The following is an 18,598-nucleotide window of genomic DNA, read 5'->3' on the forward strand; positions in this document are numbered from 1 at the left end:
GCTCAGCGATCCTTGCGACTCACAGAATCCTTGTGGGTCGCAATGATGCGCTGAATGGCCCGTTTCAAGTCACGCCCCTCGGCCACGTACACCGAATCGAAGCGATCGAGGCGCTCGGCGTACACGCGGCGCGAGAGCAGCACCGCGTTGTTCAGTTTCACCTTCTGCGACCATCCGTCGGGATAGGTGCGAAGCAGTGGGCCGATGCTGTCCACGAGTCGGATCCGCGCGCGCGCATAGACGCGGTCACGCGCCGTGATGCGCGCCGTGCTCGCCGAGTCGGGCAGCGCGGCGAAGACCTGCTCGATCTCGTTCGACGTGCGTTCCCAGAACGCGCCCAGCAACAGATCGTCGTGCCACTCGTCTTCCGCGCGACGCAGCGACGCCGAATCGCCGCGCGCCCGGAAGAAGTGTTCGACGCCGCGGCCACCCACGAAGGTGGCGAAGGACTCGTTGAAGGACACCTGCCCCTTGGCGAAGAAAGTGTTGTGCAGCAGCTCATGAATGATCGTGTTGACGAGCGTCACCGAATCCGCTTTGACGGTGGTGCTCACGAGTGGATCATTGAACCAGCCAAGCGTGCTGAAGGCCGCTGAGGGCCCGACGCTCACGTCGAAGCCCTGATCTCGCAGTGATTCCGCGGTACGTAGCGCCCCCGGGAAATCGAAGAAGCCTTTGTACGGAAAGCGCCCCACCACGGGAAACCACCAGGTTTTCCGCTCCAGCCGGTCGCGATAGGCGGCGCTGACGACGAGCACCAGCGTATCGCGGTCAAGCCGCGAGAAGGCGGTGAAGCTCTTGCGGGCCTTGAGATCGAGTGAGTCGATCGCGAAGCGACGCGCCTCCTGCACGAGACTGAGCTTCGCGCGCAACACGGGATCGGTGGCGGAGTCCGCCACCAGGCGCGCGATGGGCTGACGCCGCGACAGGATCCGCGCCTCCTCGTAGGCGGCGCGGGAGATGTAGCACCCGGTCGGGGTAATGCCGAGGACGACGGCCAGCAACACGGCGGTCGCGCCGGAGATGCGGCGCAACGATCGCCACGAGATCCGCCCATGCGGCATCCTTCGCTGCGGCATCCGACCGCGGTTGTCAATCCCGTGTTGCTGGTCGCCCTGCCCGGCTATCATTCTCGGTCCATGTCGTTCGTTCATCTGCACTGCCACTCCGAGTATTCGCTCCTCGACGGCGCGAATCGTATCGATGATCTGATCAAACGCGCACAGCATTACGAAATGCCGGCGCTGGCGATCACCGATCACGGTAACATGCATGCTGCCTGGGATTTCCAGGAGAAAGCGCGCAAGGCGGGCGTGAAGCCCATCATGGGGATGGAAGCCTACGTGGCGCCGGGTGACCGCCGCACGCGCGGACGTCCCGGGCCGGGTCAGAAGCCGTACTATCACCTGGTGCTGCTGGCCCGCGATCTCGTGGGCTACAAGAATCTGGTCAAGTTGTCGTCGTTGGGGTACACCGAAGGCTTCTACACGAAGCCGCGAATCGACCGCGAATTGCTGGCCAAGTACTCCGAGGGACTGATCGTCTCGTCGGCGTGCCTGGCCGGTGAAGTGGCCGGTCACCTCATGGAAGACCGCATGGACGCGGCGCGTGAAGCCGCCGCGTGGTATGCCGAGCTGTTCAAGGACCGCTACTACCTCGAAGTCCAGGCGCACACCAGCGAGGGCCAGGCGAAGCTCAACGCCAAGATCCTGTCGCTGGGCGACGAGCTGGGGCTGCCCGTCATTGCCACGAACGACGCGCACTTCCTGAAGCACGAAGATCACGACGCGCACGACGTGCTGCTGTGCATCGGCCTCGGCAAGGATCGCAACGACCGCGATCGCATGAAGTACGACGACGGGTTGTACTTCAAACCGCCCAACGAGATCCGCCCGTTCTTCCCGGGCCGCGAAGATGTGCTCACGAACACGCTGGCGATCGCCGATTCGGTGGACGTGCAGTTTGCGAAGCAGTACTACGTGCCGTCGTTCCCGCTGCCGCCCGGCGTCGAGACCGAGAACGAGTACCTCGTGCGACTCTCCACCGATGGCGCGAAGGAACGCTACGGCGATCCGCTGCCGGTGCACGTGCAGGAGCGCCTGGACTACGAGCTCGGGGTCATCACCAAGACCGGCTATGCCGGCTACTTCCTGATCACCGCCGACTTCATCAAGGCGGCGCGCGACCGCGGCATTCCGGTGGGGCCCGGTCGTGGCTCGGCGGCCGGCTCGCTCGTGGCGTATGCGACGCGCATCACCGACGTCTGCCCGCTTGAGTTCGACCTGCTCTTCGAACGCTTTCTGAATCCCGAACGCGTCTCGATGCCCGACGTCGACGTCGACTTCTGTTTCGAGCGACGCGGCGAAGTCATCGAGTATGTGCGGCAGAAGTACGGTAAGGATTCGGTCGGACAGATCGTCACGTTCGGAACGATGAAGTCGCGGGCGGCGGTGAAGGACGTCGGGCGGACGCTCGGCTTCACCCCCGGCGAAACCGACGCGCTGGCGAAGCTGATTCCGAACGCGCCGAACTTTTCGCTGACGGTGAAGGAAGCGATCGAGCAAGTGCCGGAGGTGAAGGCGTTCTACCAGAACGAGCCTCGCTACAAGCAATTGCTGGATTTCGCGATTTCGCTGGAAGGCCTCTCGCGTCACACCGGCGTGCATGCGGCCGGTGTGGTGATCGCGCCGGGCCCGCTGGACGAGTTCGTCCCGGTCTGCACGCAGGCGTCAAAAGGCTCCGGCGCCGGCGACGACGAGCGGGTGATCGTGACGCAGTACGACATGAACGCGCTGGAAAAGGCGGGCATGCTCAAGATGGACTTCTTGGGGCTCACCACGCTGACGGTGATCAGCGACACGCTGGCCAGCATCAAGCAGCGCAGTGGCGTGTCGGTGGTGCTCGAAGAGCGCGGCTTCACCGACGAGAAAACGTATCAGTTGCTGCGCGCCGGCCGCACCGGCGGCGTGTTTCAGTTCGAATCGCCGCTCGCCACCGACGTGCTCAAGCGCATGCGTTGCGACCGATTCGACGACTTGGTCGCGTCGAACGCGCTGCTGCGCCCGGGTCCGCTCGACGCCGGCATGCACAACGTGTACATCCGGCGGAAGCGTGGCGAAGAGCCCACGGTGTACGCGCTGCCCGAGCTGGAGCCGATTCTCTCGAACACGTACGGCGTCATCACCTATCAGGAACAGGTGATGCGCTTGGCGCAGGTGTTGGCGGGCATCTCGCTGGCCGAAGCGGACGTGCTGCGAAAGGCCGTGGGCAAGAAAGATTCCGAGCTGATCAAGAAGGAGCTCGGGAAGTTCGTGACCAAGGCCGTCGCGAAGGGCTACGATCCGAAGATCATCGATGAGCTCTCGGGCCAGATCGAGACGTTCGGGCGTTATGGATTTAACAAGTGTCTGGTCGGTGACACGGAAATCTACGACGCGTCAACCGGACGTGTGGTGCGTATCGCTGATCTTTACGAAAAACGAGACGTGCTGGGAAGCGTCGCGACGTGCGATGTCAACACGCTTCGCCTCGATCACGGACGCGTGATCGATGTCATGGACAACGGCATTAAGGCGGTGTTCCGACTGCGCACGGAGTCGGGCCGTGAGATCGTCGCCACCGGCAATCATCCGCTGCTGCAGATCGACGGGTGGCGCAATCTCGAGTCGATTGTGGTGGGTGAGCACATCGCCGTGCCACGTGCATTGCCTTCGGGACCACGGACATCGTGGGAGCGTCATGAGGTGATTGCGCTGGGTCACCTCCTCGCTGAAGGGAATCTGGGGCATCCCAGTGGCGTGTACTACTACAATCAGGACGAAGCAGCGGTCACGGATTTTATCTCGGCCGCAGAGGGCTTTTCCAATGTCCGCTGCACGCGCACCACGCATAAAGGAACCGCATCCGTCTACACCGGTCGAATCGACCGGAAGTTACCAAACGGGATTTTCGAATGGGCCCGCGGCCTTGAGCTGCTGGGTAAGACGGCGACGCACAAGGAAGTACCGGCGAGCGCTTTCACCCTGTGCGACGAACAGCTAGGGCTGCTGCTGGGGCGCATGTGGGATGGAGACGGACACGTCAACCCACGCGACGCGACGGCGTACTACGCGACCTCGTCGAAGCGACTGGCTCAGCAGGTGCAGCATCTGCTCCTCCGCCTGGGGATCCTTGGTCGCGTTCGCTCCGTCATCTTCCCCTACCGTGGCGGTGAGCGCATCGGCTATCAGGTGTTCGTGACGGGCGTTGAGAATCTGCGCCCCTTCGCCGAACGCGTGGCTTGTCATCTCGTTGCGCCAGCAAAGCGTGCCGCGATAGCCGCCATGCCGTTGACGGCTGTACCCGCTTCCTCCAAGGATCTGGTACCCGTTAGCGCCGTACGCGCTCTGGCGCGAGCCGCCAAGGATCGGCGTGGCGACCGGTGGTCCGACGTGGAGCGTGGTGCAGATGTGTCATCACGCGACCTGTATCCGACCGGGACCAACCCCAACAATATCGGCTTCACGCGCGGCGTGGTGAATCGCCTCGCGGCGTACTTCGGCGACGCCGAGCTGGATCGACTCGGGTCGAACGACGTGCTGTGGGATCGGGTGATAGCAATCGAACCTGCGGGCGAGCAGCGCACGTACGACCTCGAAATTGCCGAGACGCACAATTTCGTGGCGAACGATGTCATCGTTCACAATAGCCACAGCGTCGCCTACTCCGTCGTCGCGTACCACACGGCCTTCCTGAAAGCGCATCACCCGGCCGAGTTCATGGCCGCGTTGTTGTCGTCGAACATCGGGAAGACCGAAGAAGTCATCAAGTACATCGCCGAAGCGCGCGAAATGCAGATCGAAGTGCTCGCGCCCGACGTCAACGAGTCGGGGTGGCGCTTCACGGTCGTGGGCGACAAGCGGGTGCGTTTCGGGCTGGGCGCCATCCGGAACGTGGGCCGCGGGGCGATCGACTCGCTGATCGCGGCACGGAATGAAGGGCCGTTCACGTCACTATACGATCTCTGCTCGCGGGTCGATCTGCGCGTGTGTAACAAGCGGGTGTTCGAAGCGCTGATTGCGGCGGGCGCGTGCGACGGGTTGGGCGGCCACCGGGCGCAGCTGCTGGCGGCGCTCGATCACGCCATCAACGAGGCGTCGCTTCGTCAGGAAGAGGCGGCCAAAGGTCAGGTGTCGCTGTTCGGCGACCTGCTCGGCGATGCGGACGACGCGCCGGGCTCGAATAGCGCGGGATCGCCTCCGCCGCTCCCATCAGTCCCGGTGTGGAGTGAAAGCGAGCGGCTCACCCGAGAGAAGGAGCTGCTGGGCTTCTACATTTCCGGCCATCCGCTGGAGCCCTACCGAACAGAGTGCGAACTCTTCGCCAGCAGCACCGTGGCACAGCTCGGCAACTGGACGGGAGATGCGGTCACGATTGGTGTAGTCATCACGGCAATCAAGAAGCAGATTTCCAAACGGTCGGGCGCTGAGTTCGCCCGGTTGACAGTTGAGGATTTTTCCGGATCTTCCGAAGTGCTGGTCTTCCCGGAGGCGTGGGCGGTCATCGCCGAACGTGTCCGGCCCGATGTACCGCTCCTGCTCAAGGGCGGTTATTCGCGGAAGGATCAGGGCGTCGAGAATGCCACGTTCATCGTCGACACGGTCACACGCTTCGCGGAAGTGCGGGCCAACGGTGAGCTGGCGGTTGCAATCGACCTGAGTCGGGAGCTGGATCTGGCTCCCGGCGTGATGGACGACGTGCGGGCGAGTGTCGAGGCACACGAAGGCTCGGCTCCGCTCGAACTGCGGTGGGACGATGGAACCGGGCGCACCATTCGCTTTCGGTCGAAATCCCTTACCGTGGCCGCGTCGCCCGCCATCTTATCCGATCTTCGCGCGCTGCTCGGCGCTGATCGTGTGCGCCTCGTGCGCGCCGGCAGCTAACGAGCGCGGCGTCCCTTTTCCAGGATTGTCATGGCTGCTGCCCCGGTTCTCGAGTTCGAGCGTCCTCTGGCGGAGCTCGAAAAGCAGATCGAGGAGCTGAAGCGACTCGCGTCCGAGAGTTCGCTCAACGTCACGCAAGAGTTGGAGCCGCTGCAGAAGAAGCTCAGCGAGCTGCGTGTCGAGATTTATCAGAAGCTGACGCCGTTGCAGCGCGTGCAGGTGGCTCGCATTTCGCGCCGTCCCTTCACGTCGGACTACATCCGGCTCGCCTTCACCGATTTCCTCGAGTTGCACGGCGATCGGCTGTTCCGCGAAGACGCGGCGATCCTCGCGGGCTGGGCCCGTCTCGAGGGTGAGACCGTGATGCTGATCGGACACGAGCGCGGCCGCGATACCAAGGAGAATCTGCGCCGCAACTTCGGCATGCCCCATCCCGAGGGGTACCGGAAGGCGCTGCGGCTCATGAAGCTGGCCGAGAAGTTCCAGGTGCCGGTGCTCACCTTCATCGACACGCCGGGGGCGTGGCCGGGGTTGGGTGCCGAGGAGCGCGGACAGAGCGAAGCGATCGCCCGCAACCTGCTCGAGATGAGCAATCTGCAGGTGCCGATCATCGCCACCGTGATCGGCGAAGGCGGCTCCGGCGGTGCGCTGGCGCTCGGCGTCGCCGATCGTGTGCTGATGCTCGAGAATTCCGTGTACTCCACGATCTCCGTGGAAGGTTGCGCGGCCATTCTCTGGAAAGACGGCAAAAGCCCGGAGATGCGCGAGAAGGCGGCTACCGCCCTTCGCGTGACGGCCCCCGATCTGATCGAGCTACGGGTGATCGACGAGATCGTACCCGAGCCGGTCGGCGGCGCTCACTCGGACCACGCCACGACCGCCAACAACCTTCGAGACAGCCTGGTGCGGAACCTCGAAGAGCTGCGCCGCCTGAAGCCGGACAAGCTCGTGCGTCGCCGACGTGAGAAGTTCCTGCGCATGGGACAGTTCACCGAGTAGCTTTCACGCCGTGGCGCATCTGATCGAAGTCGCGTTCCGCGGCAACCGGAAGGAATTCTTCAGCTGGACAGGCGAGACGGCACCCCCACTCAAGGCGGGGGTGATCGTCGAGGCTGACCGTGGTGAGGATTTTGGTCGTGTGCACTCCACCGGTGAGCTGGCCGAGGTCCGTTGCAACGGCTGCGCACACGGTTGCGGCACCAATCCGCCGCCGCGGGCGGCGCTTCGGCTCGCCACGAAAGCTGATGAACAGCTCGACCGCGAGTTGACCGCGGAGAATGAAGACGCGCGTCGCAAGTCGATGGAGCGCGTGAAGGCGAACCATCTCGTGATGAAGCTGACCGACGCCGAATGGCAGTGGGACCGGCGCAAGCTCACCATCTTCTTCACGGCCGAGCGTCGCGTCGACTTTCGCGGCCTCGTGCGCGATCTCGCCGCGCTGTTTCGCACGCGCATCGAGCTGAAGCAGATCGGCGTGCGCGATGAAGCCAAGCGACTGTCGGGAGTGGGCCGCTGCGGGCGCGAGTACTGCTCGGCGTCGTGGCTTCCCGATCTCCGTCCCGTCAATCTCGGCGTCGCCAAGGACCAGAAGCTGTCGCTCAACCCGCAGCAGATCTCCGGTGCCTGCGGACGACTGATGTGTTGTTTGCGCTACGAGCACGAGTTCTACGTGCTGAGTCGTCGCAAATTTCCGAAGGAAGGGAAGATCCTCACGACGTCGCTGGGCGAGGAGAAGGTGATCGCCTGCGACATCTTCAACGAGCGCATCACGCTGCGCACCGCCGAAGGCGATAGTCGGGTGATTGCCTTGGCCGATCTGCGGAGCGAGTTGGACGGACTCGATCAGCCGACCGATCATGCGCACGACGACGTGCCGTCGCATACGGCCGAGTATCCGGTGGATGCGGCGTTGCATGCGATGCTCGATACGGTCGAGACCGAGATTGCGCCGCTGGCCGCATCGATGGCGGTGATCACACCTGAGCGCGTGTTCGAGCCTGAGCTCGTGTTCGTGCCTGAGCGCGTGTCAGTGCCGGAGCCCGTGGTCGAGCTGGTGTCTGCCATCGAGGTGTTCACGCCGGTGGCGAACGAGCCGGCAATCGCGGCATCAGGCGAAACGCCCGACGCCGCCGCAACGGAACGTGCCGAGGACGAGGACGCCGCCGGCGACGCGACCCGTCGCAAGCGGCGACGCGGCCGCCGTGGTGGCCGGCGTCTTCGGGCGGCGGAACAGCGACGCCAGTCCGAGCAGGACGGGACGCCGATGCCATCCGACAGCAGTAACGAGAGCGGCGACGACGCCGACGATGGCGATGACAACGAGGAGTAAGCCGGACGTGCCGCGATTCTACCTGACCACCGCCATCGATTATGCGAATGGCGATCCGCACCTTGGCCACGCCCTGGAGAAGATCGGCGCCGATGTCATCGCGCGCTATCGTCGCCAGTGCGGTGACGAGGTGCATCTGCTGATCGGCATGGACGAGCACGGGCAGAAAGTGCAGCAGACGGCCGCCAAGGATGGCGTGGCCCCGCAGGCCTTCACCGATGAAATCGCGTCACGCTTTCAGGCGATCTGGGCCAAGCTCGGCATCTCCTACGACCAGTTCATCCGCACCACCGAGCCGCATCACAAGGCCGGCGTGCAGGCGCTGATCCGCATGATCGCCGAACGTAATCCGGATGACTTCTACGAGCGCTCGTACACCGGCATGTATTGCGTCGGGTGTGAAGCGTTCAAGCAGGATGCGGATATCGTCGAGGGCAAGTGCGTGCTGCATGCCACGCGCACGCTCGAGGAAGTCGAAGAACGCAACTGGTTCTTCCGCCTGTCGAAGTATCAGGGCTTCCTGCAGAACCTGCTGGCCACGAATCCCTCGTTCATCGAACCCGAGAGCCGTCGCAACGAGATTCTCGGCTTGCTGGCGCAGGGTCTCGATGACATTTCCGCGTCGCGCGCTCGGCTCGACTGGGCCGTACCATTTCCGCTCGTGCTCTCCAACGGCGAGACGCAGGGCACCTACGTCTGGTTCGACGCCCTGCCGAACTACCTTACGGCCACCGGCTTTCCTGATGCCGGATACGAGCAGCGGTGGCCGGCGGACCTGCACATCATCGGCAAGGATATCACGCGCTTTCACGTGGTGATCTGGCCGGCGATGCTCGAAGCGGCGGGACTGCCGTTACCGAAGCAGGTATGGGCGCATGGATTCGTGCAGCTCGGCGGCGAGCGGTTCTCCAAGAGCGCGGGCGTGAAGCTCGACCTCGGCGAAGCGATCGACCGCTATGGCGCCGATGCGTTCCGCTATGTGCTCCTGCGCGAAGTGCCCTTCGATAGCGACGGGAACTTCTCCTGGGAGCGCTTCGAGGAGCGTTACACGAGTGATCTGGCCAATGCGTTCGGCAACCTGGCCAGTCGCGCGATCGCGATGGTCGAGAAGTACTTCGACGGCGTCGTGCCCACCGCCGCGCGCCCCGACGCGGAGCTCGACGACGACGCCGATGTGGCAGCGTACCACGCCGGCATGAACGGCTCGCGTGGCTGGCTGCTGCATGAGGGGCTGGCCGCGGTCTCGCGGATGACGGCGCGCGCGAACGAATACACCGCCGCGACCACGCCGTGGGCCGTCGCCAAGGATCCCGCGCGAACAGCGGAACTCGAGCAGATTCTCGCGTCGCTCATTCGTCGGATCGCACGCCAGACGGTGCTGCTCGCGCCGTTCATGCCCACGAAAGTCGAGGCCGTGTGGACGCAGCTCGGGGCACCAGGTACGGTGGCCGCTCAGCGGATTGACGCGCTCGCCGAACTCGAACCGGCCGGCTGGCACGTGCAAAAGGGAGAGGGCGTCTTCCCGCGTCCGGCGCCGCCAACGGCGACGGCCAAGTAGACCGTCACAGCGGCGGCGTTTTCGTTACCGCACCGCGTCGGGTCGTCACAGGAATCGAGCCCTCTCGTTCGGTGTTTGATTTGCCACCATTTGTGAAATTACCTTCACGATGGATGAATCGTACTTCATCTGGCGTACCGATCCTAAGCCAGAGGAAGTGCCATGACGTCAAATCAGACTACGCAGTCACCGCCCGCCGGACTTCGCCTCCGTAAGGGCTTTGCCCTCGAGGTGGTGCTGCTGATGCTCGTGATGTTCTCCATCATCGTCCTCGCCGGGTTATCCGCCGTGACGACGATCGCCCGGACGTCCAATGCCGATTACCGGGGCGCCCGGGCAAGCTACGCCGCGGAGGGCGGCGCCGACGACATCATGTCGCAACTCGACGCGGCGATGCAGGACGGCATCATCAACGGCGAGGACATCGCGTCGATCACGAAGCCGGAAATCACCGGCTTTCGGATGACACAGAGCACTTCGACGACCGGCGTGCCCGTATCGCGCACGATCACGGCCGGGCCCTTCGCCGGCCTCTACTCGTTGAACCAGCCGATCGACATCACGGTCTCAGCGCGTGACACGTCGGGCAACAAGGCGACCGCGGTGCTGTCGGTGAATGCGCAGACGATTCCGCTGTTCCAGTTCGGTGTGTTCTACGAGGACGACCTGGAAATTCTGCCGGGCGCACCGATGACCTTCGCCGGATGGGTCCACACCAACGGCAATCTCTTCTTGTCGTCGGCGAGTGCCACGTTCCAGAGCAATCTGACCACGCCGGACAGCGTGTTCTGGAACCGGAAGGACGCCAACAATCGATTGGCCGGGGTGCGCATCAACAACGCGGCCGGTACGGGCGTGCTGCTCGACTTCGATTCTCGCAGCTTGTCGGAGCCGGCGTTCAAGACCCGCAGTGAGGTGCGCTTCAACGGCCGACTGATGTCGAAGGCGCAGGGTGTGCGTCCACTCAAGTTGCCGCTGCCGGCGAACGTGCCGGCGGTCACGCTCGTGCAGCCGCGCAGTGTCGGCGACAGTCCGATGGTGCAAGACGTCAAGATGGCATGGAAGTCCGACTGGTACATCACCGTGAATGCGGCGGTGTTCGATATCGTCGATACCAACACGATGAAGGCGCAGCTGTGCACCAACTTCATGGTGCAGGAGCGGACCGGCGGCCTGCAAGTACCGGACGCCGCCGCCTGCGCGAAGATCTTCAAGCCGCGACGCAACGCGTTCTACGAAGGCCGCGAAGATCTGCGGCCCGATCTGCTCGACATCCACATGGACTCGTTGCGCATCTGGAGCGACGCGTCGAAAGCCGCCCGCTCGCCGCGGATCATTTACGTCAACTTCACGAATCTCGGCGGCAATACCAACAAGGATTACGTGGCCGTGCGCCTCCGCCAGGGGGCCCAGCTACCGAAGCCTGGTATCTCTGCCGACACCGGTGGCCTCAGCATGGTCACCGAACGGCCGATGTATGTGCTTGGCGACTACAACACGATCGTCTGGCGTCCGGCCGCGATCATGGGCGACGCTATCACCTTCCTGTCGAATCCCCCCAATCCGGCCATGGCACAGACGCCCGGATCGCTGGCGACACGCTGCAGTGCGCAGGCCGGCTGGTGCGACACGCTGCAGACCAACTATGCCAAGCGCACCGCGCGCCCGACGAACGTCAGAGCGGCGCTCCTCGTCGGACATTCGCCTACACCGTGCGATTATGTGCGCGCCGGATGCGGAGCGCCTCCCTATGGCGGCGGCCTGGAGAATCTACCGCGGTTTCTCGAAGGTTGGGGCGGTGTGACGTTCACGTACACCGGATCGCTGGTCTCACTCTATCAGAGTCGTTTCGCCTTCGGGCTGTGGGGCAACTCCACGAACCCAAACAGTCCCGGTGCGCCGGGTGGAGGCTACTACGATGCCCCGACTCGGGCATGGAGCTTCGACGTGAACTTCCGCTTCCCCGAACGGCTTCCGCCGGGCACGCCGTCAGTCGGCACCGTGCTCCAGACCGCCTTCCGACCGCTGTACTGACCGCGGCCGTGCACGCCTCACTGGACAATCGGGGTTTCCCCGGGATTCGTATGTCACGCAACACGTTCCCCCGCGCGCCACGCGGATTCACCATCATCGAGCTGCTGGCGGTCGTCGCGATCGTCAGCATCATGATGGCGATCATCCTGCCCAAATTCCGTATCTCCGAAAAGACGGAAGTCCAGCTCGCGGGCATGCAGCTCGCGCAGGACGTGGACGTCGCTCGTACCCGCGCGCTCTCGACGCGTGAGATGGTGCGCGTGGCGTTCAAGACGAGCACGCGAACGTACGGCGGCTATCTCGATGAAGACGGCAACGGGACGATCGCCGAGTCGGACGCCGAGTGGCAGGCGTTGCGCGGATTCGGCGTGCGTGAACTCCCCGCGCGCATTCAGTACAGCCGCGGTGCAGCCGGTGCGATTCCCGGTGACGCCGGATCCGGCGCCGTCGGTTTTCCGGACGGGCGAATCGAATTCGACTCACGAGGACTGACCATGCCGATGGGGACACGCGGCGTCGTGTATCTGGCCAGCCAGAACGATCCCTATGCCGTCGTCGCGGTGCAGGTGACCCCGTCGGGCAATGTGCGCTTCTGGACGCACACGCAGGCGGGAGGCTGGCAATGATCCGCATCAGTTCTCGCCGAAGTCTGGCGCAGACAGCGCATATAGCTCGCCGGGGCTTCACGTTGGTGTCGATGATCGTCGCGATCATTTTGCTCGCCGTTGGCCTGTCCTCGCTGGCCAGCGCAAATGCCAGCACGATCAAGTTACAGACGCTGGCCCAGAATCGGACCAACGCCATCGCCATCGGTCGATCCTATCTCGAACAGGTGCGCACGCGTGATCCGTGGCTCGTCCAAACGGAATCGTCCGTGCGTCTCGGCGCCGAAGGGACGCCGGACGCGAGCGGCCCCTATGTCCGTACCATGACGGTGACGGAGACGCGGCAGAATCTCGTGAAGATCGAAGTGAAGGTCGACTATCCTCGCGCGGCCACGCCCGTGTTGCTCACGACGTTGCTGTTTCGCGGCAACGGCCTCTCAGGAGCGCAATAATGCGCACAGGACTCGCCTCGCTGCGACGCGCACGTCGTGGCTTCACGTTGGCTGAAGTGCTGATCTCGATGACGATCGGCATGGTGGTGATCGCCTCGGCGACGGCCTTCTCGCTGAGTAGTTGGCAGACCCGTCGCTCGTGGACCGTTCGCGAAGGGGTCGATCGCGGCGCACGCTTCGTCGGACTGTCGATTGCCCGCGATGTCCAGGAGGCGGGCATCGCCATGGTCGGCACGCCCGTGTTCTCGGCGCTCGGCGCGACGGGCGACACGGTCTCTGTGCTGTCCGTGCCCTTCGAGCCCGCCGAAGCCCCCGTCTATCCGATTTTCGACGACGGGGACACGCTGCCGAATTATCCGCCCGGAGGCACCTGCGGCGCCACCTGTATCGATTTCAAGAAGGTCGACGGCGCGTACGACGTGAAGGCAGGCGATCTGGTGCGACTGCAGGTCGGTACGACGCGGCGACTGCTGCTGCTGACCAGCGTCGCGAACCAAGGGACGGGACTTTTCCGTATCCAGTTCCTGCCCGCCACACGGCTCGTGAACCGCGACGCCGGCATCGACAACCTGCTGTTGTCGCGATCGGGCACCACGATTCAGCGGTTGCATGCGGTCATGTACTGGCGCAACCTGTCCACGAAGGAACTGATGCGCGCGGAGCGGCTCAAATCCACCGGGGCGCCGGACGGTGATGTGATCGCCACCGGCGTGCAGGCGTTCACGAGCCGACTGGTGTTCGTGTCCGGCGCCGAGCATCCCACCTACGATGGTCTCGACGCCGATACCACGAATGATGGCAATGACGTCATGGGTGTTCGCATTCGGACGCAGATCAAGAGCGATCGCAGCGACCCCGCGGTGAACGGCGGCAATCCGGTCTCCCGGTGGTACGAGTGGCGCGTCGCCCCGCGCAACCTGCTCTACGAGAAGAACAAGATGTGACGGGGCGACCCTCCGTTTACTTCTTGAAATCGACCGTCGGCGCCGCCCGCGAGGCGGCGTCGGTGACTTCGAAGTACGTACGCGGCTTGGAGCCCGTCACCTTCGCGGTGAGGACCGCGGGAAACTTGCGGATGTATTCGTTGTACAACCGCACCGCGCCGTTGTAGTCGGTGCGTGAAACGGCGATGCGATTCTCGGTGCCGGTGAGTTCATCCTGCAAACGCAGGAAGTTCTCGTTCGACTTGAGCTCGGGATACGCTTCGACCGTCACGGTGAGTCGACCAAGCGCGGTCGTGAGCTGCTGGTTGGCGTTCGCCAATTCCGTCGGATCGGAACCGCCGGGCTTCTGCAGGGCACCGACGAGTCCCGCTCGGGCCTGCGTGACCGCGGTCAGCACTTCACTTTCCTGCGCCGCGAATCCCTTCACCGTGTTGACGAGATTCGGAATCAGGTCGGCGCGTCGCTGCAGCTGCGCATCGATGTTCTGCTTGGCCTGCGCCGCCTGTTCGTCGTACGACTGGATCGTGTTGTAACCGCAGGCATTCATGCCGAGCGGCAACGCGAGGGCGACCGCCAACACGCGCACGCGTGAGACCGTACGCGAAGCGAGGCGTGACCAGGAGAACGGACTGGACGGACGTCCCGAAAGCTGCGTGGTGACCATGGGGCTCCTCATGATTGGACTGGAGAATGAACTGCGGGTGCCGCCGTGGGCGGCGTGAATCGATCGAGATAGTCGACGAGGACATCCATACCGCGTACGTACCCCGCCAGCACGGTTTCCGCTTCGCCACTTGTGAACGGCGTGCCGCGCACGAGCGCCGAGACCGACGTGAACGGCGCGGCGTCGAAACCGCACTGCGCGGCCACATCGTGAATCACCCGCGTCGCGTCGCGCTCGGGCTTAATGCCGTGCAGGCGCAAGACGGCGCGAAAGATCACGAGCAGCGCGCTGTAGCTGGAACGTAGGAGATCGGTCTGCCGCGCCACGTCGGTGCCCGCGACCATGACGCCACGACGGAGGCGCAACAGCTTTCCCATCGCTTCCTGCTCTGTTTGCAGGCGCAGATGCTGGGGGTCCACCACCAAATCGCTCAGCGACAGCGTGCCATGCAGCAGACGATGGCGCTCGAGGATATCGGCGTATTCCATTGGGAAGATGTCTGCAGAGCGCAGCCACTCCTGTTCGGTGAGCACGAGGACCGGCGGATTCCCAGCCTCCTGCCAGGCGCGCATCGTCTGCCCGAGACTGCGCATGTGGGGCAGATCGATCGCCGAGACGATCACGAGGACATTGAAATCGGAGTGCCCGACCACCTGCTCGCCGCTGGCGGCCGATCCGTACAGTACTGCCGCCCGCAGCGCGTCACCGTGGACCTGACGCAGTTGCTGGACGAGATCATCGAGAGACATCGAAGCACGAGCCATAGATCTGTTCACCAGTTGGAGCCGCCACCACCACCACTGAATCCGCCGCCACCGCCAAATCCGCCGAACCCACCGCCACCACCGCCGCCGAAGCCACCACCGAATCCACCGCCACCGCTATGCCACCCGCCTGACGACGGGCCCGGCAGCGGAATCGGAATGCAGCCCACACAACCGCGGCGGCGCCGTCCACCGAAGGAACTGAGCAGCGAGAAGAGAATCACCAAGGCCAGCACCACCATGAACGGCGGAATGCCCTGCGATTGCGGTTGCCGTCGTCGTTGCTGCGGCGGCGGCACACCATCCAGCGTGACACCGAAATTGGCGGCATACCGACCCGCCACATCGGTGGCGATGCCTTCTAGCCCGCCCGAATAGTCCTGCCCGCGAAATCGGGGCGTCTGCTCGCGGCAGATGTCGCCGGACATGGCGTCGGTGATGAAACCCTCGGTGCCCTGCCCCGTTTCGATGCGGCAATAGCCGCGGCCGTCGTCCGACGTCTCCTTGGGTACGAGCAAGATGATCACACCGGCGTTGCGCGCCTGATCACCGATGGCCGCGTCGGCGCCGACCTTCCACTCCCGGCCCAGCCGCAACGCCACCTCTTCCACGGGACGACCGCCCAGCGACGGCAGCGTGACGAGCACCATGTCACCGCGGGTTGCCGCGTTCACGCGTTTCGCAAGCTCTTCAATGCGGGCCGCGGCATCGGGCGTGAGCACCTTAGCGAAGTCGTTGACGTAGCCCACCGGCGTCGGGAGCGGCTGACCAGCCGCCGCCACCTGAGTCCACGCACGGGCCGGCGATCCGGCGACAAGGACGATCGCCGCGAGGAGCCACATCGTCACATGCCGCGCGCGCCGCAGCACACGGGCGGTGGGACGACAGTTGTCGGGTTGAATCAAGAGGATGCGCACGAAGTGAAAGATACAGTCCCTACGGCCACCGCAGGGATTCAGTGTCATGCCCGACGCTCATTGCACGAGCAGTGCCGACATCATCGAACCCGTTAGATTTCGCTTGGCTACGCGCTCATGGTCTCCATCCCGATCCAGAATTCATGTCCCGAGTCAGCTCTGCGTCCCGCCTGTCGGCCCTCCTGTTCTGCCTGGCTGCCCTGACGGCCTGCGGACGCGACGCCAGCAAGGTGGCGAGTGCGGCTGCCGAGCCGAGCGGTACGACGCCGACGACCGCGTCGCCATTGCTGCAAACCACGGCGGCCACGCGTCCTGGCGCATTCGGTGACACGCTCGCCGACTCCATCACCATTCAGCGCGCCGATCGCGGCCGTCTGATGGGTCGTGAAGATGCCATGTGGGTGGTGATGATCAGCGACTTCCAGTGCCCGTATTGCAAGCAGTGGCACGACTCGTCGATGGCGAACCTCAAGCGCGACTACATAGACGGCGGCAAGATCCGCCTGGCGTATCTGCATCTGCCGCTCTCGATTCATCGCCACGCGAAGGCACAGGCCGAGGCGTCGATGTGCGCCGCGGTACAGAACAAGTTCTGGGAGTATGCCGACGCACTGTTTCGTGAGCAGCGAGCGTTTCAGCCCATCGACAATCCGACGGCCAAACTCGACGACATCGGCCGCGAGCTGAAGCTCGATATGCCCGGGTTCAGCCGCTGCCGGACATCCAACGCGATCCGCATGCTGGTCGAGAATGACGAGCGACAGGCCACCCAGGCGCGGGTGCAATCCACGCCCTCCTTCCTTGTCGGCGAGTTCCTCGTGCAGGGCGCCTTGCCGTACAAGGATTTCCGCAAAGCGATCGATACGGCGCTGGCGGTGGCGAAGTCGAGGAGGACGCGCTGAACCCGCTGGTCCGCTCTGTCTACGGAGCGGGCGTAGTTGCCGCGCGTGTCGCCGCGCGGGTCGCGACGCGGCTGGCCCCCGGCAGCGGCTCGAAGCTGTGGCGCTCGTTGGCGGCCCGTGGCGGGCTCCTGGAGCGGGTGACCGCCGCCAGCCGTGCGGTTCGATCGCCGAGCCGACCACTGGTGTGGATGCACGCTCCGTCGGTGGGCGAGGGGCTCCAGGCGCGCCCGGTGGCGCACCGACTCCGTGCGCTCCACCCTGAGCTGCAACTCGCCTACACGTTCTTCTCGCCCAGCGCCGAGCAATTTGCGCCGTCGATCGGCGCCGACATCACGGACTACCTGCCGTTCGATGGGCGCCGCGAAGCCGACGCCATGCTCGATGCGTTGCAGCCCACGGTGCTGGTTTTCGTAAAGCTCGACGTCTGGCCGATGCTGGTGGAGCGCGCGACGATGCGCGGGATCCCCGTCGCGCTCCTCAGTGCCACGCTGGCGGCCCGATCGGGCCGATCAGGGACGTCGGCCCGCCTCCTGCTCCGCGACGCGTACAGCGCGCTTTCAGGCGTCGGGGCGATCGATCAGCCCAACGCGAACCGACTCCTTGCCCTCGGCGTGCGCCCCGAGGTGCTCGAGGTGACCGGTGACACGCGATTTGATCAGGTGTGGGCCCGCGCCGAGGGGGTGGATCGCCAGCGGCCGATGCTCCAGTCGCTGGCCAGCGCGCGCGCCACGCTGGTTGCCGGCTCCACCTGGCCGGCCGACGAAGCGGTGCTGCTGCGCGCCTTCTCGAGCTTCGTGCGCGACGGCGATGCCGCCACGCGACCGCGCCTGATCATCGCGCCGCACGAGCCGACGGCGGCGCACGTGGCACCGATTCTCGAATGGGCGCGAGTGGCGGGCCTGTCATGCACGCTGCTGGCGCAGGCGGAGTCGGACACGACCGCGGCACAGAGCGATGTGATTGTGGTGGATCGCATCGGTGTGCTGGGCGATCTCTACGCCCTCGCCGATGTCGCCTTCGTGGGGGGCGGCTTTCACCCGGCCGGTTTGCACTCGGTGATCGAACCAGCCGCGTTCGGCGTACCGGTGCTATTCGGACCGGGGCACGACATGAGCCGCGAGGCGGGGCTGCTGATCGCCGCCGGCGGGGCGCGCGTGGTGGGCGATGCGAGCGAGACGGCGGCGGCGTTGCGGGAGTGGCTGTCCGAGCGGCCCGCATGTGCTGTTGCCGGAGCTGCGGCTCTGGCGTTGGTTCAGCGTGAGCTCGGTGCTACGGAGCGGTCCGTGCGTCTGGTGCAGCGGTTGTTGCGGGAGCAGATCTAGCGGCGGAGTGATGCTCGGTAAGTGTGCCTACGGATGACTCCGCGTTTGCTACAACCATCGCTGGTTCACGCGAAGGGCGCGAAGTGCGCGAAGAACAGCAAAGACAAAAATGAAAATGTTATGCTTTTCTTCGCGCGCCTTCGCGTTCTTCGCGAACTTCGCGTGAACCTACAGACTCTCGGAATG

Annotated in this window: 14 protein-coding genes; 10 read left to right on the top strand and 4 right to left on the bottom strand. The window is 64.6% G+C overall.

The window, feature by feature from the left end; genetic code table 11:
• Positions 1 to 2: 2 nt before the first annotated feature.
• Positions 3 to 1,034 carry an aminopeptidase gene (locus RMP10_RS07975; RefSeq protein WP_310569818.1) on the bottom strand — a complete coding sequence of 344 codons (1,032 nt, stop codon included), beginning with the start codon at positions 1,032 to 1,034 and terminating at the stop codon, positions 3 to 5.
• A gap of 21 nt (positions 1,035 to 1,055) precedes the next feature.
• Between RMP10_RS07975 and dnaE the strand changes: the two genes are divergently transcribed.
• The 8 genes from dnaE (at position 1,056) to RMP10_RS08015 (ending at position 13,843) form a co-directional block, all read left to right on the top strand.
• The gene (dnaE, locus tag RMP10_RS07980) at positions 1,056 to 5,921 is read left to right on the top strand and encodes a DNA polymerase III subunit alpha (protein WP_310569819.1); all 4,866 of its coding nucleotides are present in this window, start codon (positions 1,056 to 1,058) and stop codon (positions 5,919 to 5,921) included.
• A gap of 30 nt (positions 5,922 to 5,951) precedes the next feature.
• A complete protein-coding gene (locus RMP10_RS07985; RefSeq protein ID WP_309670685.1) occupies positions 5,952 to 6,920 on the top strand; it encodes an acetyl-CoA carboxylase carboxyltransferase subunit alpha in 969 nt (322 codons plus the stop codon).
• 10 nt (positions 6,921 to 6,930) lie between these two features.
• Complete coding sequence (gene ricT / locus RMP10_RS07990) at positions 6,931 to 8,250, top strand: regulatory iron-sulfur-containing complex subunit RicT (protein WP_310569820.1); 1,320 nt, start codon at positions 6,931 to 6,933, stop codon at positions 8,248 to 8,250.
• A 7-nt stretch (positions 8,251 to 8,257) separates the two neighbouring features.
• Positions 8,258 to 9,808, top strand: a complete 1,551-nt coding sequence (locus RMP10_RS07995; protein WP_310569821.1) for a class I tRNA ligase family protein — start codon at positions 8,258 to 8,260, stop codon at positions 9,806 to 9,808.
• 162 nt (positions 9,809 to 9,970) lie between these two features.
• A complete protein-coding gene (locus RMP10_RS08000; RefSeq protein WP_310569822.1) occupies positions 9,971 to 11,842 on the top strand; it encodes a hypothetical protein in 1,872 nt (623 codons plus the stop codon).
• Positions 11,843 to 11,892: 50 nt separating this feature from the next.
• The gene (locus RMP10_RS08005) at positions 11,893 to 12,468 is read left to right on the top strand and encodes a prepilin-type N-terminal cleavage/methylation domain-containing protein (RefSeq protein WP_310569823.1); all 576 of its coding nucleotides are present in this window, start codon (positions 11,893 to 11,895) and stop codon (positions 12,466 to 12,468) included.
• Positions 12,465 to 12,899 (top strand): prepilin-type N-terminal cleavage/methylation domain-containing protein, encoded by a 435-nt coding sequence (locus RMP10_RS08010; protein WP_310569824.1) that lies wholly within the window; start codon positions 12,465 to 12,467, stop codon positions 12,897 to 12,899. The genes RMP10_RS08005 and RMP10_RS08010 overlap by 4 nt, the downstream gene beginning before the upstream one ends.
• Positions 12,899 to 13,843, top strand: coding sequence for a prepilin-type N-terminal cleavage/methylation domain-containing protein (locus RMP10_RS08015; RefSeq protein WP_310569825.1), 945 nt, complete (start codon positions 12,899 to 12,901; stop codon positions 13,841 to 13,843). Before RMP10_RS08010 ends, RMP10_RS08015 begins: the two co-directional genes overlap by 1 nt.
• 16 nt (positions 13,844 to 13,859) lie before the next feature.
• Here the strand turns inward: RMP10_RS08015 and RMP10_RS08020 are convergent, their stop codons facing one another.
• The 3 genes from RMP10_RS08020 to RMP10_RS08030 are packed head-to-tail and all read right to left on the bottom strand — an operon-like array spanning position 13,860 to position 16,188.
• Positions 13,860 to 14,519, bottom strand: coding sequence for a LemA family protein (locus tag RMP10_RS08020; protein ID WP_310569826.1), 660 nt, complete (start codon positions 14,517 to 14,519; stop codon positions 13,860 to 13,862).
• Positions 14,516 to 15,271 carry a nucleotidyltransferase domain-containing protein gene (locus RMP10_RS08025; protein ID WP_310569827.1) on the bottom strand — a complete coding sequence of 252 codons (756 nt, stop codon included), beginning with the start codon at positions 15,269 to 15,271 and terminating at the stop codon, positions 14,516 to 14,518. The genes RMP10_RS08020 and RMP10_RS08025 overlap by 4 nt, the downstream gene beginning before the upstream one ends.
• 8 nt (positions 15,272 to 15,279) lie before the next feature.
• Positions 15,280 to 16,188 carry a TPM domain-containing protein gene (locus tag RMP10_RS08030; protein ID WP_310569828.1) on the bottom strand — a complete coding sequence of 303 codons (909 nt, stop codon included), beginning with the start codon at positions 16,186 to 16,188 and terminating at the stop codon, positions 15,280 to 15,282.
• A 143-nt stretch (positions 16,189 to 16,331) separates the two neighbouring features.
• On the opposite strand from RMP10_RS08030, the gene RMP10_RS08035 reads away from it, so the two are divergent.
• Together RMP10_RS08035 and RMP10_RS08040 are read left to right on the top strand one after the other, a co-directional pair.
• On the top strand, positions 16,332 to 17,090 hold the full coding sequence (locus tag RMP10_RS08035) for a thioredoxin domain-containing protein (RefSeq protein WP_310569829.1): 759 nt from the start codon (positions 16,332 to 16,334) through the stop codon (positions 17,088 to 17,090).
• Positions 17,091 to 17,227: 137 nt separating this feature from the next.
• Positions 17,228 to 18,412: a glycosyltransferase N-terminal domain-containing protein gene (locus tag RMP10_RS08040; protein ID WP_310569830.1), complete on the top strand. Its 1,185-nt coding sequence runs from the start codon at positions 17,228 to 17,230 to the stop codon at positions 18,410 to 18,412.
• Positions 18,413 to 18,598: the final 186 nt, after the last annotated feature.

It is taken from the genome of Gemmatimonas sp., from assembly GCF_031426495.1.
In the GTDB taxonomy this organism is placed as follows: Bacteria; Gemmatimonadota; Gemmatimonadetes; order Gemmatimonadales; family Gemmatimonadaceae; genus Gemmatimonas.

Excerpts from the sequence above, each read along its gene's own strand:
- RMP10_RS08020 (WP_310569826.1), bottom strand. The coding sequence starts at position 14,519 with ATGAGGAGCCCCATGGTCACCACGCAGCTTTCGGGACGTCCGTCCAGT.
- RMP10_RS08025 (WP_310569827.1), bottom strand. The coding sequence starts at position 15,271 with ATGGCTCGTGCTTCGATGTCTCTCGATGATCTCGTCCAGCAACTGCGT.
- RMP10_RS08005 (WP_310569823.1), top strand. The coding sequence starts at position 11,893 with ATGTCACGCAACACGTTCCCCCGCGCGCCACGCGGATTCACCATCATC.
- dnaE (WP_310569819.1), top strand. The coding sequence starts at position 1,056 with ATGCGGCATCCTTCGCTGCGGCATCCGACCGCGGTTGTCAATCCCGTG.
- RMP10_RS08015 (WP_310569825.1), top strand. The coding sequence starts at position 12,899 with ATGCGCACAGGACTCGCCTCGCTGCGACGCGCACGTCGTGGCTTCACG.
- RMP10_RS08000 (WP_310569822.1), top strand. The coding sequence starts at position 9,971 with ATGACGTCAAATCAGACTACGCAGTCACCGCCCGCCGGACTTCGCCTC.
- RMP10_RS08035 (WP_310569829.1), top strand. The coding sequence starts at position 16,332 with ATGTCCCGAGTCAGCTCTGCGTCCCGCCTGTCGGCCCTCCTGTTCTGC.
- RMP10_RS07985 (WP_309670685.1), top strand. The coding sequence starts at position 5,952 with ATGGCTGCTGCCCCGGTTCTCGAGTTCGAGCGTCCTCTGGCGGAGCTC.
- RMP10_RS08010 (WP_310569824.1), top strand. The coding sequence starts at position 12,465 with ATGATCCGCATCAGTTCTCGCCGAAGTCTGGCGCAGACAGCGCATATA.